The sequence below is a fragment of the Bradyrhizobium sp. UFLA05-125 genome, assembly GCF_059803515.1.
Genome location: NZ_JBANBJ010000004.1, coordinates 74,979 through 89,311, shown reverse-complemented (window position 1 = coordinate 89,311; position 14,333 = coordinate 74,979). Strand labels below are relative to the sequence as shown.

The 14,333-nt window shown below is 62.0% G+C and carries 12 protein-coding genes and 2 pseudogenes; 5 read left to right on the top strand and 9 right to left on the bottom strand.

Annotation, left to right across the window (positions count from 1 at the left end; genetic code table 11):
* Positions 1-154: 154 nt before the first annotated feature.
* The 3 genes and pseudogenes from SO156_RS06800 to SO156_RS06790 form a co-directional block, all read right to left on the bottom strand.
* A complete protein-coding gene (locus tag SO156_RS06800; protein ID WP_027526965.1) occupies positions 155-364 on the bottom strand; it encodes a cold-shock protein in 210 nt (69 codons plus the stop codon).
* 264 nt (positions 365-628) lie between these two features.
* Positions 629-823 (bottom strand): annotated as a pseudogene (locus tag SO156_RS06795) (DHCW motif cupin fold protein); the annotation flags it as partial.
* Between the two features lie 178 nt (positions 824-1,001).
* Complete coding sequence (locus tag SO156_RS06790; RefSeq protein ID WP_458143560.1) at positions 1,002-1,373, bottom strand: nuclear transport factor 2 family protein; 372 nt, start codon at positions 1,371-1,373, stop codon at positions 1,002-1,004.
* A 153-nt stretch (positions 1,374-1,526) separates the two neighbouring features.
* Between SO156_RS06790 and guaA the strand changes: the two genes are divergently transcribed.
* The 4 genes from guaA (at position 1,527) to SO156_RS06770 (ending at position 6,564) form a co-directional block, all read left to right on the top strand.
* On the top strand, positions 1,527-3,125 hold the full coding sequence (gene guaA / locus SO156_RS06785; protein WP_498534283.1) for a glutamine-hydrolyzing GMP synthase: 1,599 nt from the start codon (positions 1,527-1,529) through the stop codon (positions 3,123-3,125).
* Between the two features lie 292 nt (positions 3,126-3,417).
* Positions 3,418-4,674 carry a tyrosine-type recombinase/integrase gene (locus tag SO156_RS06780; protein ID WP_498534373.1) on the top strand — a complete coding sequence of 419 codons (1,257 nt, stop codon included), beginning with the start codon at positions 3,418-3,420 and terminating at the stop codon, positions 4,672-4,674.
* Positions 4,675-4,748: 74 nt separating this feature from the next.
* Positions 4,749-5,483: a ComEC/Rec2 family competence protein gene (locus tag SO156_RS06775; RefSeq protein ID WP_498534282.1), complete on the top strand. Its 735-nt coding sequence runs from the start codon at positions 4,749-4,751 to the stop codon at positions 5,481-5,483.
* Positions 5,484-5,625: 142 nt separating this feature from the next.
* Complete coding sequence (locus tag SO156_RS06770; protein ID WP_498534281.1) at positions 5,626-6,564, top strand: phospholipase D family protein; 939 nt, start codon at positions 5,626-5,628, stop codon at positions 6,562-6,564.
* Between the two features lie 50 nt (positions 6,565-6,614).
* Here the strand turns inward: SO156_RS06770 and SO156_RS06765 are convergent, their stop codons facing one another.
* Positions 6,615-8,687 carry an ATP-dependent helicase gene (locus SO156_RS06765; RefSeq protein ID WP_498534280.1) on the bottom strand — a complete coding sequence of 691 codons (2,073 nt, stop codon included), beginning with the start codon at positions 8,685-8,687 and terminating at the stop codon, positions 6,615-6,617.
* Between the two features lie 257 nt (positions 8,688-8,944).
* Positions 8,945-9,340: a hypothetical protein gene (locus tag SO156_RS06760; protein ID WP_498534372.1), complete on the bottom strand. Its 396-nt coding sequence runs from the start codon at positions 9,338-9,340 to the stop codon at positions 8,945-8,947.
* A 143-nt stretch (positions 9,341-9,483) separates the two neighbouring features.
* Here SO156_RS06760 and ku point away from each other — a divergent pair.
* Positions 9,484-9,975 (top strand): annotated as a pseudogene (gene ku / locus SO156_RS06755) (non-homologous end joining protein Ku); the annotation flags it as partial.
* Here ku and SO156_RS06750 read toward each other — a convergent pair.
* Genes SO156_RS06750 through SO156_RS06735 form a run of 4 tightly spaced genes read right to left on the bottom strand, consistent with a single transcriptional unit; the run spans position 9,938 to position 14,313 of the window.
* A complete protein-coding gene (locus SO156_RS06750; protein WP_498534279.1) occupies positions 9,938-10,588 on the bottom strand; it encodes a threonine aldolase family protein in 651 nt (216 codons plus the stop codon). The pseudogene ku and the gene SO156_RS06750 overlap by 38 nt on opposite strands.
* Before the next feature lie 17 nt (positions 10,589-10,605).
* The gene (locus tag SO156_RS06745; protein WP_498534278.1) at positions 10,606-12,243 is read right to left on the bottom strand and encodes an ABC transporter permease; all 1,638 of its coding nucleotides are present in this window, start codon (positions 12,241-12,243) and stop codon (positions 10,606-10,608) included.
* The gene (locus SO156_RS06740) at positions 12,240-13,301 is read right to left on the bottom strand and encodes an ABC transporter ATP-binding protein (protein ID WP_498534277.1); all 1,062 of its coding nucleotides are present in this window, start codon (positions 13,299-13,301) and stop codon (positions 12,240-12,242) included. Before SO156_RS06740 ends, SO156_RS06745 begins: the two co-directional genes overlap by 4 nt.
* A gap of 4 nt (positions 13,302-13,305) precedes the next feature.
* Positions 13,306-14,313 (bottom strand): extracellular solute-binding protein, encoded by a 1,008-nt coding sequence (locus tag SO156_RS06735; RefSeq protein WP_498534276.1) that lies wholly within the window; start codon positions 14,311-14,313, stop codon positions 13,306-13,308.
* Positions 14,314-14,333: the final 20 nt, after the last annotated feature.

Below are 14,333 nucleotides of genomic sequence, written 5' to 3'. Positions count from 1 at the left end.
CGGGTCACGGGGAATGACAGCGGTACGCGGCGCAGCACCGCCGTTCCGCCAATACAAAAAGCCCCACGCACCGAAGCTCGGTGGCGGGGCTTGATACCTCACGCTCTGCCAGTACGTCCGTGGTCAGAGCGCTGTGGCGCGTTGCGCGGGCGGACTAGCCGGCGCGGATGTTGTCAGCCGAAGACTTGCCGCTGCGGCGGTCTGCGACGATGTCGAACGACACCTTCTGGCCCTCGTTGAGGGTGCTGAGACCAGCGCGCTCGACCGCGCTGATGTGAACGAAAACGTCCTTCGCGCCGTCATCCGGCTGGATGAAACCGAAGCCCTTTTGATTGTTGAACCACTTCACGGTGCCCATAGCCATGGGAATATCCTTTGTTGATAGTACGCACGTGGACCGGTACGCACCGATGCGCCCAGATCCGGATTGGTCGATTTTGGAGAAATCTCTGAAACGTGCGCGCCCGTCAAAAACGAGGCGAAGCGGCCCAGTCGTTCGGCCAAGTATCGATTACGCTAACATAGCGAAATAATGGGGCTAGTTCAAGGCGCCACACGCGGGTCGCGAATCGTATGACTTTTCTATTTCGCGCTGCGCGGTAGCCTCTTACGGCGTCGCCGGCCTCCGTCAATCCACGATGAACAGCGTCGCGCCCGTCGCCGTCGATGAGCGGTGCGCAGCATCGCCGAAGTCCGAGACCTGGTAGCTCATTCCCGGCGTCAGCTTGAAGCTGCGCCCGTCGCGCAGCTCGGTGTCGAGCTCGCCCTGGAGCACATAGAGCACGTGGCCGCGGTCGCACCAGTGGTCGGCGAGGTAGCCCGGCGGTGACGGTGAAGGGCGAAGTGGGGAGTTTCATTGGGTGGTCCTGTCGTTGCGTTCATACGGTGCTGCACAGCGCGAGCTCAGGTCCCACCGTCATTCCGGGGCGCCCGAAGGGCGAGCCCGGAATCTCGAGATTCCGGGCTCGGTGCTTCGCACCGCCCCGGAATGACCTGCTCTTCTAGTGCTCCAAATGATTCGCCGAGCCCTGCACGATACGTCCTTCGGCGTTCACCCGCAGGTACTCGCAAATCTTCTTTCCGCGCTCGTTCTGATAAAACACCACGGCGCTGTCCGGGCTGACGAATACATCGATCAGCGTGAAGTGCAGGTCCGGCAAAAGCGCCAGCGCCTTGCCCCAATAGGCGCGCAGGCTCGCCTTGCCGTGCAGAGTTCCGCTTGCGTCGATGCCGAGCGCCTGGATGCGGTCCGAGGTCATCCCGGCTGCATCGTCATAGAGCGCGAGCACGCGTTCGAGATCGCGCGAATTCCAGGCCTCGATCCATGTCCGCCCCAGGGCGGCAAGCTCCGAGGGTTGATGGTGATGTGGCATCGCGTCCTCCCTGATCTGTCCCTGTCTGGAGGGGTACAAATTGGTTAGGTCAATAGTACTTACCTATATCGCTCCTGTCCATGCCCAAAGAAGAATGTGGGCGCGCATCCGCGCGCGGTTGCGGGCAGGCACGGCGTCGCGTATTTGCTTGCCATGACAGCAGCACAGCACGACCGCTCCCCGTCGTCGCCCCATGTGGCCTCGGCGCACGACAAGATTCTCATCGTCGACTTCGGCAGCCAGGTGACGCAGCTCATCGCGCGTCGCGTTCGCGAGGACGGCGTCTATTGCGAGATCGTTCCGTTCAACAAGGCCGAAGAGGCCTTCAAGGAGATGAAGCCGAAGGCGGTGATTCTCTCCGGCGGACCGGAATCGGTGCATGAGGAGGGATCGCCCCGCGCCCCGCAACTGATCTTCGCCTCCGGCGTGCCGGTGATGGGCATCTGCTACGGCCAGATGACCATGGCGGCCCAGTTAGGAGGCGAGGTCGAGGGCGGCCACCACCGCGAGTTCGGCCGCGCCGATGTCGAGGTGAGGGCCGAGAGCAAGCTGTTCGAGGACACCTGGAAGCTCGGCGGCAAGCACCAGGTCTGGATGAGCCATGGCGACCGCATCACCAGGATGCCGCCGGGATTTACGGTTGCAGGCACCTCGCCGAATGCGCCGTTCGCCATCATCCAGGACGAGAAGCGCAAATATTACGGCCTGATGTTCCATCCCGAGGTGGTGCACACGCCCGATGGCGCCAAGCTGATCCGCAACTTCGTCCGCAAGATCGCTGGGCTTAGCGGCGACTGGACCATGCGCGCCTTCCGCGAGGAGGCGATCCAGAAGATCCGCAACCAGGTCGGCAAGGGCAGGGTGATCTGCGGCCTCTCCGGCGGCGTCGATTCGGCGGTGGCCGCGGTGCTGATCCACGAGGCGATCGGCGACCAGCTCACCTGCGTCTTCGTCGATCATGGCCTGCTCCGCCTCGATGAGGCCAAGACGGTGGTCGACCTGTTCCGCCACCACTACAACATCCCGCTCGTGCACGTGGATGCCTCGAAGCAGTTCCTCGGCGAGCTCGAAGGCGTCACCGACCCGGAAGTGAAGCGCAAGACCATCGGCCGCCTTTTCATCGATGTGTTCGACGCCGAGGCCAAGAAGATCGGCGGCGCCGATTTCCTCGCGCAGGGAACGCTCTACCCCGACGTGATCGAGAGCGTCTCCTTCACCGGCGGCCCCTCGGTGACGATCAAGTCGCACCACAATGTCGGCGGCCTGCCCGAGCGCATGAACATGAAGCTCGTCGAGCCCCTGCGCGAGCTCTTCAAGGACGAGGTGCGCGAGTTAGGGCGCGAGCTCGGCCTGCCCGAAATCTTCGTCGGCCGCCACCCGTTCCCCGGCCCGGGCCTCGCTATCCGCTGCCCCGGCGACATCACGCGCGACAAGCTCGACATCCTGCGCAAGGCCGATGCCGTCTACATCGACCAGATCCGCAAGCACGGTCTCTACGACGAGATCTGGCAGGCCTTTGCCGTGCTGCTCCCCGTGAAGACCGTCGGCGTCATGGGCGACGGCCGCACCTACGATTACGTCGTCGGCCTTCGCGCGGTGACCTCCACCGACGGCATGACCGCGGACTTCTACCAGTTCGACATGAAATTCCTGGGCGAGACCGCCACGCGCATCATCAACGAGGTGAAGGGCGTGAATAGGGTGGTGTACGACGTGACCAGCAAGCCGCCGGGGACGATTGAGTGGGAATAATTCGGGGCCACTCCATGCTATCCGGATATGCCCAGCACCACTCTCTAACTCGCTGTATTTAAAAATAAATCCTGTCGACAACTATCGTCGACTATCGGTGGCCCATGTTCGCCTGTGTCGGACTGGCTGACGGCACCTTCATCCTTATTCCCAACCTGTTTTGATCGATACCGTCAGCTCGAAATGAGGGCTGACGGTATTTTATTTGGTCTAACCAACTGAAATGGCGTCACTTTTCTTGAAGTCGGGGGCCGAAATTGGCCTGACGGTATCGAGCAAAGAAGGCGAGCAAATGCTGACGGACGCGGCGCTTAAGCATCTAAGACCAAAGGAAAAATCCTATAAGGTGACTGACCGGGACGGCATGTATGCGCTCGTCAGTACGAAGGGTTCGATCTCGTTTCGGCTCGACTATCGGATGAACGGGCGCCGAGAGACCGTCACCTTCGGAAAATATGGTCCCGCCGACTTGTCGCTTGCTCGAGCGCGAGAGCTCTGCATCGATGCCAGGCGTGCCATCAAGGAGGGGCGGTCTCCAGCCATTGAAAAGCAGCGCGCAAAACGACGCCTGATGGAAGCGAAAGCCTTCGGTGAGTTTGGTGAAAAGTGGCTCACCGCTGCTCCCATGGCTGACAGCACCCGCGCCATGCGCCGTTCGATCTTCGAGCGCGAACTACTACCGCCATGGCGGAAGCGTTTACTTTCCGAAATTGCGCCGGACGACTTGCGGAAGCATTGCGCCGCAATCGTCGAACGAGGTGCGCCGGCAACCGCAATTCACGTCCGCGATATCGTCAAGCAGATCTATGGGTTTGCTATCTTGCATGGCGAAAAGGTCGCCAATCCGGCTGACGAAGTCGGTCCGTCGTCGATTGCGCATTTCGTGCCCCGAGATCGCTCGCTCTCGCCTGCCGAAATCCGCATCATGCTCAAACAGCTCGATCACGTGGCCACGCTGCCGACGATCCGGTTAGGGGTGCGGCTCTATCTTCTCACGATGGTGCGGAAGAGCGAATTGCAAGATGCGACCTGGGATGAGGTCGACTTTGAGAATGCTGTCTGGACCATCCCAAAGGAGCGGATGAAGCGGTCGAGGGCGCACAACGTGTACCTTTCGCGTCAGATGCTCGATATCTTCATTGCGCTGAAGACCTGCGCCGGCAACTCAAGATACGTGCTTCCGTCGCGCTACGACGCCGATAGCCCGATGTCGCGAGCCACGTTCAATCGTGTCACTGTTTCGGTCGTCGAGCGCGCTAAGAACGAAGGGCTGCCCCTCGAGCATTTTACGGTACACGATCTCAGACGGACGGGATCAACGCTGCTCAACGAACTTGGGTTCAACAGCGACTGGATCGAGAAATGCTTGGCTCATGAAGACGGTCGCTCGTCACGCGGTGTCTATAACAAGGCGGAGTACGGGCCGCAGCGTCGGCATATGCTGCAAGAGTGGTCGAACATCATCGACGCCTGGGTTGGGGGTCAAAGATATCTGCCAGTTCTCATTCCGCCTTCGATGCCGATCGTTGAGCTCGATGCGGCACTTTGACCGGACGGCTTCGTCGTTGTTTCACGTCCGGATGCGGAGCACGGTGGGACTCTGACCACTGCAACAAGCACGAATTGCAGGAACTTCTGGAGCTCATTCGTCCGGCTGAAATCGAGTGCCCTGGGTACAATCCCTATAGCGATCATGGGGAAGGCTGCCTCGAGATCATAGCCGATTATCAGAGCCGTCGAGCTCCTCGCAATCGAATACCCGACATCGAGCACATCACCCCGAAGTACATTGAGGCGCTGGATAAGGCGTCGGCCGTCGCCTACCGCAACACCTATTACAATCCGAAGCATATTGACGAAGAGTGCGCCAACAACAACTCCACCGTCAAACACTTCAGGAAGGGCAGCTTCAACGTGCTCAGCCTGGGCGACGTCGAATGCTCTCTGATTTCCGCCCGCCTACGGCGCTCTCGGATTCTCCGCTCAGAGACGGACGTCATGATTCTTGCCCATCATGGGGCCCACAACGGCTTTACTACAAAGCCCTTCCTTTCGCATCTCGAACCCAGCCTGGCCATCTGCTCCTCGAACTACGACAACCAGTACGACCACCCTCGCGATGAGATAAAGGAGCTTCTTTGGAAGCAGGGGATCGACCTTATGACCACTAAGACCGGCGATGTTGTGGTCAGGTCCATCGGAGACCATACGGGCGACTTCCTTGCCGTGAACCTCAAGTCGGATTCGGAAGAAGTCTCCTCGACGAAGCGCTACGTGTCTAAGAAAAGACGACTGCTCAACATCAACAACGACACGCTGCGGCAGCGTTACCAGGGCCGGCGGTCATATCCTCGTTGATACCTGAGGACGTCACGCCCATGGTACGAGACTCTCACATCGTGGACCGCGGCATGTCATTTCTGCACGAAAGTTTAGATAGCGTGAAGTCGTCTCCCTTGCTTTCCAGCAACTTACTCGGCGCGAACCAAGGAGGCGCCTGTTGAATGAGGTACTCACAGACAAGATCTGGCGCGAGGTCGCCAAGCGCGCCCGTTCTGCGCCCACCAGGAAGATTGCTATCGCCTACGTGACGACGGACGATATCGGGCTACGCACCGGCGATGTGCTCGTGACCGACGCATCGCCGCGAGCCATCCGATCGGGACAGACGGACGCCAAACTGCTGCGCAAGTTGCAGGGCGCCGGCGTCATTATCTACAGCCGAGAGGGCCTGCACTCCAAGGTCGCGCTGTTCGGAAAGCACGCGATCGTCGGTTCCGCGAACATGTCCGGGTCCAACCTTATCGAAGCATCCGTCCTCACCGATAACCCGGTCGTCGTATCCGGCGTGGCCGCATTCATCAGGAAACTTTCGACGGTGCGAACGAAGCTAAGCACCCATGACGTCCAGAAGCTGTGCGCCATCGAGGTGGTGCGAACGGGCCGTTTCACGGGCGGGCGACGCGCGTCCAATCCTGTCCGCCGGCTTGGGAAAGCGACATGGATACTCGGTGTGAGAGAGGCGGCGAAAGATCCGACCGAGCAGGAGCAGAAGCGTATCGATCGCAGGACCCGAGAGCTAAAGGAACGCCTCGGAACGAACGAGGACAATTTAGGTTTGATTCAATGGGGAAAGAAGTCTCGCTTCGGAAGGGAGTGCCGTGCCGGCGATACGCTCATCGAGATCTGGAATTCGCGGGACCGCAAACGGTCCATAGTTACCCGGCGCGTGCGGGTGCTGCTCAAGGATCCAGAGCCGGTCTATAATCGGTTTTACACGGAGCATCCCGCCGGCGCGTCCAACGAGGTCAACTGGTCGAGATTTCAGCGCATCCTGAAGGAAGCCGGATTTCCGCGTGACGTGAAGCATATGAGCGCTTTGAAATTGGATCCCGCGATGGCCGAGATCATCGACCGCAGATGGACGCGGGTTCGATAGCAGCGCCGAGCTCCACACCGGCGCGACCAGCGCAGAAGGCACGTTGAGGCCTAGCGCCACATGCCTCGCACGCGAGCCCCGATGTCAATCCGTGGACCTTGGCTGTGGCCGCGCGCGGCCAGGCCAGATGATGCTATCGGCCAATTCGTGCGCTCGAACAACCCAAGCAGCTTCTCAGGAATAAAACGCGTCCTGGACGCGTAGACGTGCCGGTCGCCTTGAGAACGTTGACCGTGTGTGAAGAAGCGCTGCGGCACGACCAGATGGAGATCGTCCTTTGCCCGCGTCATCGCGACGTACAGCAGGCGGCGCTCCTCTTCAAGCTCGGCTGAGGTGCCAGCTCCCAGATCCGACGGCATGCAGCCGTCGACCACGTTCAGCACATAGACCGACTTCCATTCCTGTCCCTTGGCCGAGTGGATCGTCGACAGGATCAGGTAATCCTCGTCCAAGAGTGGCACTCCCGCCTGGTCGCTGGTCGCATCCGGCGGGTCCAGAGTGAGTTCGGTGAGGAAGCGCTCGCGAGACGCGTATCCGCTGGCGATCTGTTCGAGTTGCACGATGTCGGCGCGTCGGATCTCGGCGTCTTCGTGGATCCGGTCCAGATGCGGCTCGTACCAGAGGCGGGCGCGGTCCAGGTCGGACGGCCACTCCGAATAACGGAGGTTGCCGATCGTCGCGATGAAGCTGGCCCAGTCCTCGCCGGCGCGGGGCGGGCAGGGCAAACTGATAAGGGCCGTGAGAGGGTCGGCGGCTTCCGCCATGCTGTCGAGGATGCGCTGCGCGGAGGCGGGGCCGATGCCCGGCAACAGGTGGAGGACGCGGAAACCGGCGACGCGATCGCGCGGGTTCTCCACGAAGCGCAGCAGCGCGAGCATGTCCTTGACGTGGGCGGCGTCGAGAAACTTCAGGCCGCCGAACTTCACGAACGGAATGTTGCGGCGGGTGAGTTCGATTTCCAGCGGCCCGCTGTGCGAGGAGGTGCGAAAGAGCACCGCTTGTTGCTTGAGGAGGGCGCCTTCCTCGCGGGTTTCGAGAATGCGCTCGACGATGTAGCGGGCCTGGTCGGCCTCGTCGCGCACGGCAACCAAGCGGGGCTTCGCCGATGAAGTCCGCTCGGTCCATAAGTTCTTGGTGAAGCGCTCCTTGGCGAGATCGATGACGCCGTTCGCGGCCGAAAGGATGGGCTGGGTCGAACGGTAGTTGCGATCGAGCGTGACGATCTCCGCCTTCGGGCTGAACTGCGCCGGAAAATCAAGGATGTTGCGGACCGTGGCGGCGCGGAACGAATAGATCGATTGCGCATCATCGCCAACGACCGTGAGGCCGCGTCCTCCGGGCTTTAGGGCGAGCAGAACGGATGATTGCAGGCGGTTCGTGTCCTGGTATTCGTCGACCAGGACATGATCGAAGCGGCCGCCGATATCGTCGGCGATGGCGGCATCGGACATCATCTGCGCCCAGTAGAGCAGCAGATCGTCGTAATCGAGAACGTTGTGCTTCTGCTTGGCCTCGACATAGGCCGCGAAAAGCTCCTTCAGCTCCGCGGCCCAGCCGGCGCACCACGGATAGGATGCGCCGAGCACTTCTACGAGCTCGGTCTCGGCGTTCACACAGCGCGAGTAGATCGAGAGACAGGTGCCTTTTGCAGGGAAGCGGCTTTCGGTCTTCGACAGGCCGCGTTCGTGCCTGACGAGATTCATCAGATCCGCCGAGTCTTCGCGGTCGTGAATGGTGAAAGCGGGATTGAGGCCGATGTGCTCGGCATACTCTCGAAGCAGCCGAGCGCCGATGCCGTGGAATGTGCCGGCCCAGCTCAGCGCTTCGTTCATGATGCCGGCCTTGTCGCCGAGGACCTTGCGCGCGATCCTCTCCACCCGCTTCGACATCTCGGATGCCGCGCGGCGCGAGAACGTCATGAGCAGGATACGGCGAGGATCGGCGCCGCGGACAATCAAATGAGCGACGCGGTGCGCAAGCGTGTTGGTCTTGCCGGACCCGGCGCCGGCGATAACCAGGAGGGGGCCGCCGACATGACCATCGGCGCTGACGCCGTGCTCGACGGCTCGACGCTGCTCTGGATTGAGCGCTTCGAGATAGGATGCTGCCGTCGTCGCGAGCACGAATTGTCCCCCTTGTCGAATTTCGACGCTCGATGATTCTCCTTGGAACCGCAACGAGATAACGAGAACTTCTCATGCTCTTTCGCCGGCAGCGATGAGGGAGAGCGTGTCTCAAGCCATGATGTTGCTCTCTTCTCCGCGGCGCCATGACGATCATCGCGCGGGTCCTCATGAGCTTCTTGGCGAGAGTCTTGCTGTTTCCTCCAGAGAGCGGAATGGGGGGCGCTTGTGATCCGTGGCGCCGTTTCGCTGAACGACTAATAGGATGGCCAGCAGCCGTCTTCTTCGTGCCGGCCGGTCCTTTGCGTGCAGGTGTCGTCCAGCAGACGAAGCCCAACCTCCTTCCAAACCGCGCGCTCGCCGTAGAGCCGCATGGCGTCGACTTTCTGGATCTCGACCGTTCGGCCGCAGCGCCGGCAGCTCACCCTCAGAAGGTGTTGGGACATTTCGGCCAGGCGTAGAGCGGCGCTGGAAGTTGCTGGCGTTCGGGCGTCGGCGTGCTCGTCTTCCAGCAGTGCCTGCCAGTATTCTGGGGGCAGGTCGTCGTCCGGAGCCAACGCGGGTGCCGGCGGAGCCTTTCTCACGACAGCGGAGGCCATCTTTTCCATCTCTTTCCTGCTTGGCATGCGCCAACTGGCGGGTCGATCGGTCATAACCGAATAGAACATAACAAGAACATAAGAGTCGAGACGGCCGAGCGAAAAATTTGCACTGTCGGGTCGCCAGGATTGTCGGAACCAGCTCTACTTGTTCGTCTTGAATCCGAGCCGCCCCCGAAAACGGAGTACCCGCGTACATGGCCCCTCGCGCCAATTGGAAAGGCTTTCTGCGCCTGTCGCTCGTCACCTGTCCGGTCGCGCTCTATCCCGCTACCTCCGAGAGCGAGAAAACCTCGTTCAACCAGCTCAACAGGCAGACCGGCCACCGCATCAAATATTTGAAGGTCGATGCCGACACAGGCGAGGAAGTGGCCAACGAGGACATCGTCAAAGGCTATGCGCTCGACAAGGAAACCTTCATCGAGGTCAGCAAGGAAGAGCTTGAGAACGTCGCCTTGGAATCTACCCGCACGATCGACATCGACGAGTTCGTGGACAAAGCGGAGATCGATCCGCGCTACCTGATCCGTCCATATTATCTGTGCCCAGACGGCAAGGTAGGCCACGACGCCTTCGCAGTGATCCGCGAGACCCTCCGCGAGATGAACAAGGTCGCAATCGGCCGGGTCGTGCTCACCAGCCGCGAGCACATCATCGCGCTCGAGCCGATGGAGAAGGGGCTGACAGGATGTCGACGCCGGCCCGCCAGGTCATGTCGGCTGGCGTGCAGCCGAGCTTGGCCAACGCATTGGCGAAGCGGGCGCCGTCCATGTGTACGGATAGATTTCGCTCAAGCGCGATGGTTCCGATCTCGGCGATCTCGGCCAGCGAATAGACGGTGCCGTACTCACTGGCCTGGGTGATCGATACCGCGTCGGGCTGGGCGCGATTGCGGATGCCCCAGCCGGCGCCCGCCAGCGCCGCGCGCAGCATCGATGGCTCGAGCCGGAAATGCTTGCCGGGCATGGCGTGGAGCTTTGCGCCGCCGGTGAAGGCCTCGGTCGCGCCGCCTTCGGCCGTGTGGATATGGGCCTCTTCGTGGCAGTAGACGGCGCCATAGGGTCGCACGCAGCTTGCGAGCGACAAGGCGTTGGCCGCAGTGCCGGTCGGCACCGGAAACACGGTGACATCGGTTTCGAACAGAGCCGAGAAGCGCCGGTTCAGCAGCGCCGAATAGTCGTCGTCGCCATAGGACGCCGCCGCTCCGCGATTGACGTCCGCGATCGCCTGGAGAATCTCGGGCGCAACCGGGGCGACATTGTCGCTGCGAAAGTTGGGGAGCGTGCGGGTTGCCTCGGTCATGACGTCCTGTCCTGCCGTCAGATGACGGTCGTTTCCTGCTTGCTGGTGCGCCGGTTGATGAGAAGCAACGGGATCGCGGTGACGAGGATGAGCACCGCGGCTGCAGCGGCCGCAAGGCCGGCCCCGGTGCCTTCGATCGCGTGGTACATCACGACGGTCGTGGTCGCCCAGCGGCTCGAATAGAGCACGATCGTCGAACTCAGCTCGGATGCGGCCGTGATCCAGACAAGGACGAGGCCACCGACGAGGCCACTTGCCATCAGGGGCACCGTCAGCGCCGCGAATGTTCTGGTCGGCGAGACCCCGAGATTGATCGAAGCTTCCTCGAGCGAAGGATCGAGCTGATGCACGATGGCCGAGGATGAGCGAATAGCAAAAGGCAGCTTGCGGACGACATAGGCGATCACAAGGATCAGCCAGCCGCCGGTCAGGATCAGAGGTCCGCTGTTGAAGGCGACGATCAGCCCGATCGCCAGGATCGTGCCGGAGACCGCAAACGGCACCATGCCGATGAAGTCGAGCAGCCCGGACAGGCGGGAACGATGCCGGGCGACGACGTAGCCGATGGGAGCACCGATCAGCATCGTCGCGACGGCGGCGATGCTGGCAAGCGTCAGTGTGTTGAGCAGCGGCCGGAAGGAGCCGGAGAGCAGGGTGGCGTAGTTGTCCAGTCCAAGCTCCCAGGTTAGGACGGGGCCGCGGAAGCGCAGCACCGAGACCATCAGCACCGCTGCGAAAGGCAGCAGCGAGACGATCACGATGCCCCAGCTCATGATCGTCGCGAGCAGTCGCAATCCCGGCGTCAGCGCCAGCTTTGCGGGCGCGCTCCGCGCGCTGGTCGAGAAACGGCGCTTGCCGAGATAATGCCGTTGGACGAGCAGCGCGAGCGCGGTGCAGGCGATGAGGAGCACGCTGAGGGCACCCGCCGCGGCCGGGTTGGCGTCAGATTCGCCGGCGAACAGCTTGAAGATGTCGACGGCGAGGAATGGCCGGTCTTCGGCCAGCACGGCGGGCACGCCGAAATTCTCCAGTGCCTCAATGAAGACCAGGAGGGCGCCCGCGAGAATGGCCGGCATCACGATCGGCACCAGCACGGTGCGAACGGCGTAAGACGGCGAACCACCGAGATTGCGAGCGGCTTCCTCCATCGAGGCGTCAACGGCCTGGAAGCCGGCGAGCACGGGCATCACCACATATGGATAGAGCGTCAGCGTGAACACGATCACGATGCCGGGCATGCCGTAGGTCGAACCGATCGGAATGCCGATCCCGCGCAGCGCCGTGGTGACGACGCCTGCATGGCCGAACAGCAGCACCAGGCTGTAGGCGCTGACGAAGGAGGGCAGCACCAGTGGCAGCGATACCAGCGTCAGCAAAAGCGCGCGGCCCGGCACGTCAATCCGGGCAAGGCAGAAAGCGAGCGGGATGCCGATCGCGCAAGCGAAAGCTGTCGCCAGTGCTCCCGCGAGCAGGCTGTTGCCGATGGAGCCGAGGTAGTAGCGGCTCTTCATGATCGCCGCGTAGTTGGCGAAGGTGAAAGTACCCGTGCTGTCGACCCGGATGCTCGCATCGAGCACCAGCGCCAGCGGGTAGAGCAGAAAAACCGCGAGCAACACCAGGGACACCAGGGCAACGATGGTTGCGAAGCGTTTCATGGCGCGGGGAACGCAATGACCTGGGCGGGGTCGTAGGCAAGCACAAGCGGTGTTCCGGGCAAGGCATCGGATGACGCGCCACCGAGCGCCGAGATCCGAAGCGGCGTTCCGTCAGGCAACGTGGCGTGAAGACGTCGCACCGGGCCGAGAAACTCGCGCAACGCCAGCTGGGCTTGAACGCGCGGACCGTCGGAGCCATCAGCTAACCGTAAGGCCTCCGGCCGAAGCGACAGCAGAACCTTTGCGCCGGGCGAGCCGACCTCGCCCCGCACCGTGAATTCCGTCCCTGCTGCAGCCACCTGAGTGTTGCGGCCATCGAACGCTTTCACGACGCCGGGCACCATGTTGGTCGAGCCGAGGAACTGGGCCACAAAGGCGGTCTGTGGCGTCCGATAGATGCGCTCGGGTGTGTCGACCTGCTCGACCTTGCCTTGCCGCAACACAGCGATGCGATCGGAGATCGCGAGCGCCTCCTCCTGATCATGCGTCACATAGATCGCGGTCAAGCCGAGCGCCTGCTGCAACTGGCGGATCTCGATGCGCATCTCGGTCCGCAGCTGCGCGTCGAGATTGGACAGCGGTTCGTCAAACAGCAGCACCGCGGGTTCGATGACGAGCGCGCGGGCGATGGCCACGCGTTGCAGCTGACCGCCGGAGAGCTGGTGCGGCGAGCGCGGACCATAGCCGGCGAGCCGCACCCGCTCGAGCGCGTTGTCGACGCGCGACCTGATCTCGGCCGCAGGGATTTTTCGCGCCTTCAAGCCGTAAGCGACGTTCTCGGCCACGGTATGGTTCGGAAAGATCGCGTAGTTCTGAAACACCATGCCGGTGTCGCGGCGATGCGCGGGCAGGCCGTCGATGCGCTTGTCGCCGAAGGAGATCGATCCGGATTCGACGTCGACGAAGCCGGCGATCATGCGCAGCAGTGTCGTCTTGCCGCAACCCGATGGCCCGAGCAGCGTGAATAGCTCGCCATGTTCGATCGTAAGCGAAATGTCGTCCACCGCGCGCACCGCACCGAAGCCGCGGGTCAGGTTTTCGATGCGGATCGTCGTCATGAAATCAGCGCGTATCCTGGATCGTCGTCTTCAGTCGCGCGAGTGTGTCGCGCCGCGCCGCTTCCCATTTGGCGTCGTCGTAAGGCAGCACCTTGATATCGGAGAACGGTAGCATGCCAGGCGCAACAGTGCCGAGTTCGATGTCCTGACGCGCCGGGCGGCGGAACGTTGCTTTCAGCAACATCTCCTGGACGTCCTTGCTGGCGAGATAGTCGATGAGCTGTTTGGCTGCATCGGTGTTTGGACCGCCCTTGAGGATGCCTGCGCCCTCGACGACGGCATGCGTACCCTCCGCTGGATAGATGACGCTCACCGGCGCGCCATTGTGGGACCACAGGAAGCCGGCATATTCGAGTGTAATGCCGAGCGGATATTCGCCGCTGCCGACGCCTTCGAACACCTGCGTCGAGCGATTGAGCACCTTCGCATTCGCAAGCAGCTGGCTCATCTTGGCCCAGGCTGCATCGTTATCGCCCCATTGCGAGAGCAGCAGGGTGGCTGCCGCATATGAAAAGCCGGAATTGCTGGGGTCGGTGAAGGCGAGCTTGCCCTTCCATTTGGGATCTAGGAGATCGGCCCAGGATTTGGGTCCGTCAGCCTTGTCGATCGCCTTGGTATTCTGTCCGATCACGACGACCTGGATGTTGGTGCCGAGCCAGAGATCCCCGGGATCGCGAAATTGCGCCGGCACGGCGTCGCGACCTTTGGCCTGGTAGGACTGAAGGTAAGGGCTCGCCAGCCGCAGGATCGTCGCGCTGACGCCCCAGATCACGTCGCCTTGCGGATTGGCGGCCTCGGATGTGATGCGGCGGACAAGGACACCTGATCCGGTCGAGACCACGTCGACCTTGATTCCGGTCGCCTTGGCGAAGCCATCGGCGACAAGCTTGTTCACGGTGTCGTCGTTGGCCGAATAGAGCACGACGTGCTGCTCGGCCCAGGCCGATCCGGCTGCAAGGAGCGAGACGGCGAGCGCGACGCCACGAGCGAGGATTGAGGCTGGATATCTCATCGTGTTCGCCTTCTTCGGTT

What these genes read in the sequence shown, in the direction of transcription:
- SO156_RS06745 (WP_498534278.1), bottom strand. Translation starts at nt 12,243, where the DNA reads ATGAAACGCTTCGCAACCATCGTTGCCCTGGTGTCCCTGGTGTTGCTC.
- SO156_RS06800 (WP_027526965.1), bottom strand. Translation starts at nt 364, where the DNA reads ATGGCTATGGGCACCGTGAAGTGGTTCAACAATCAAAAGGGCTTCGGT.
- SO156_RS06780 (WP_498534373.1), top strand. Translation starts at nt 3,418, where the DNA reads ATGCTGACGGACGCGGCGCTTAAGCATCTAAGACCAAAGGAAAAATCC.
- SO156_RS06750 (WP_498534279.1), bottom strand. Translation starts at nt 10,588, where the DNA reads ATGACCGAGGCAACCCGCACGCTCCCCAACTTTCGCAGCGACAATGTC.
- SO156_RS06790 (WP_458143560.1), bottom strand. Translation starts at nt 1,373, where the DNA reads ATGCCACATCACCATCAACCCTCGGAGCTTGCCGCCCTGGGGCGGACA.
- SO156_RS06735 (WP_498534276.1), bottom strand. Translation starts at nt 14,313, where the DNA reads ATGAGATATCCAGCCTCAATCCTCGCTCGTGGCGTCGCGCTCGCCGTC.
- SO156_RS06760 (WP_498534372.1), bottom strand. Translation starts at nt 9,340, where the DNA reads ATGACCGATCGACCCGCCAGTTGGCGCATGCCAAGCAGGAAAGAGATG.
- SO156_RS06740 (WP_498534277.1), bottom strand. Translation starts at nt 13,301, where the DNA reads ATGACGACGATCCGCATCGAAAACCTGACCCGCGGCTTCGGTGCGGTG.
- guaA (WP_498534283.1), top strand. Translation starts at nt 1,527, where the DNA reads ATGACAGCAGCACAGCACGACCGCTCCCCGTCGTCGCCCCATGTGGCC.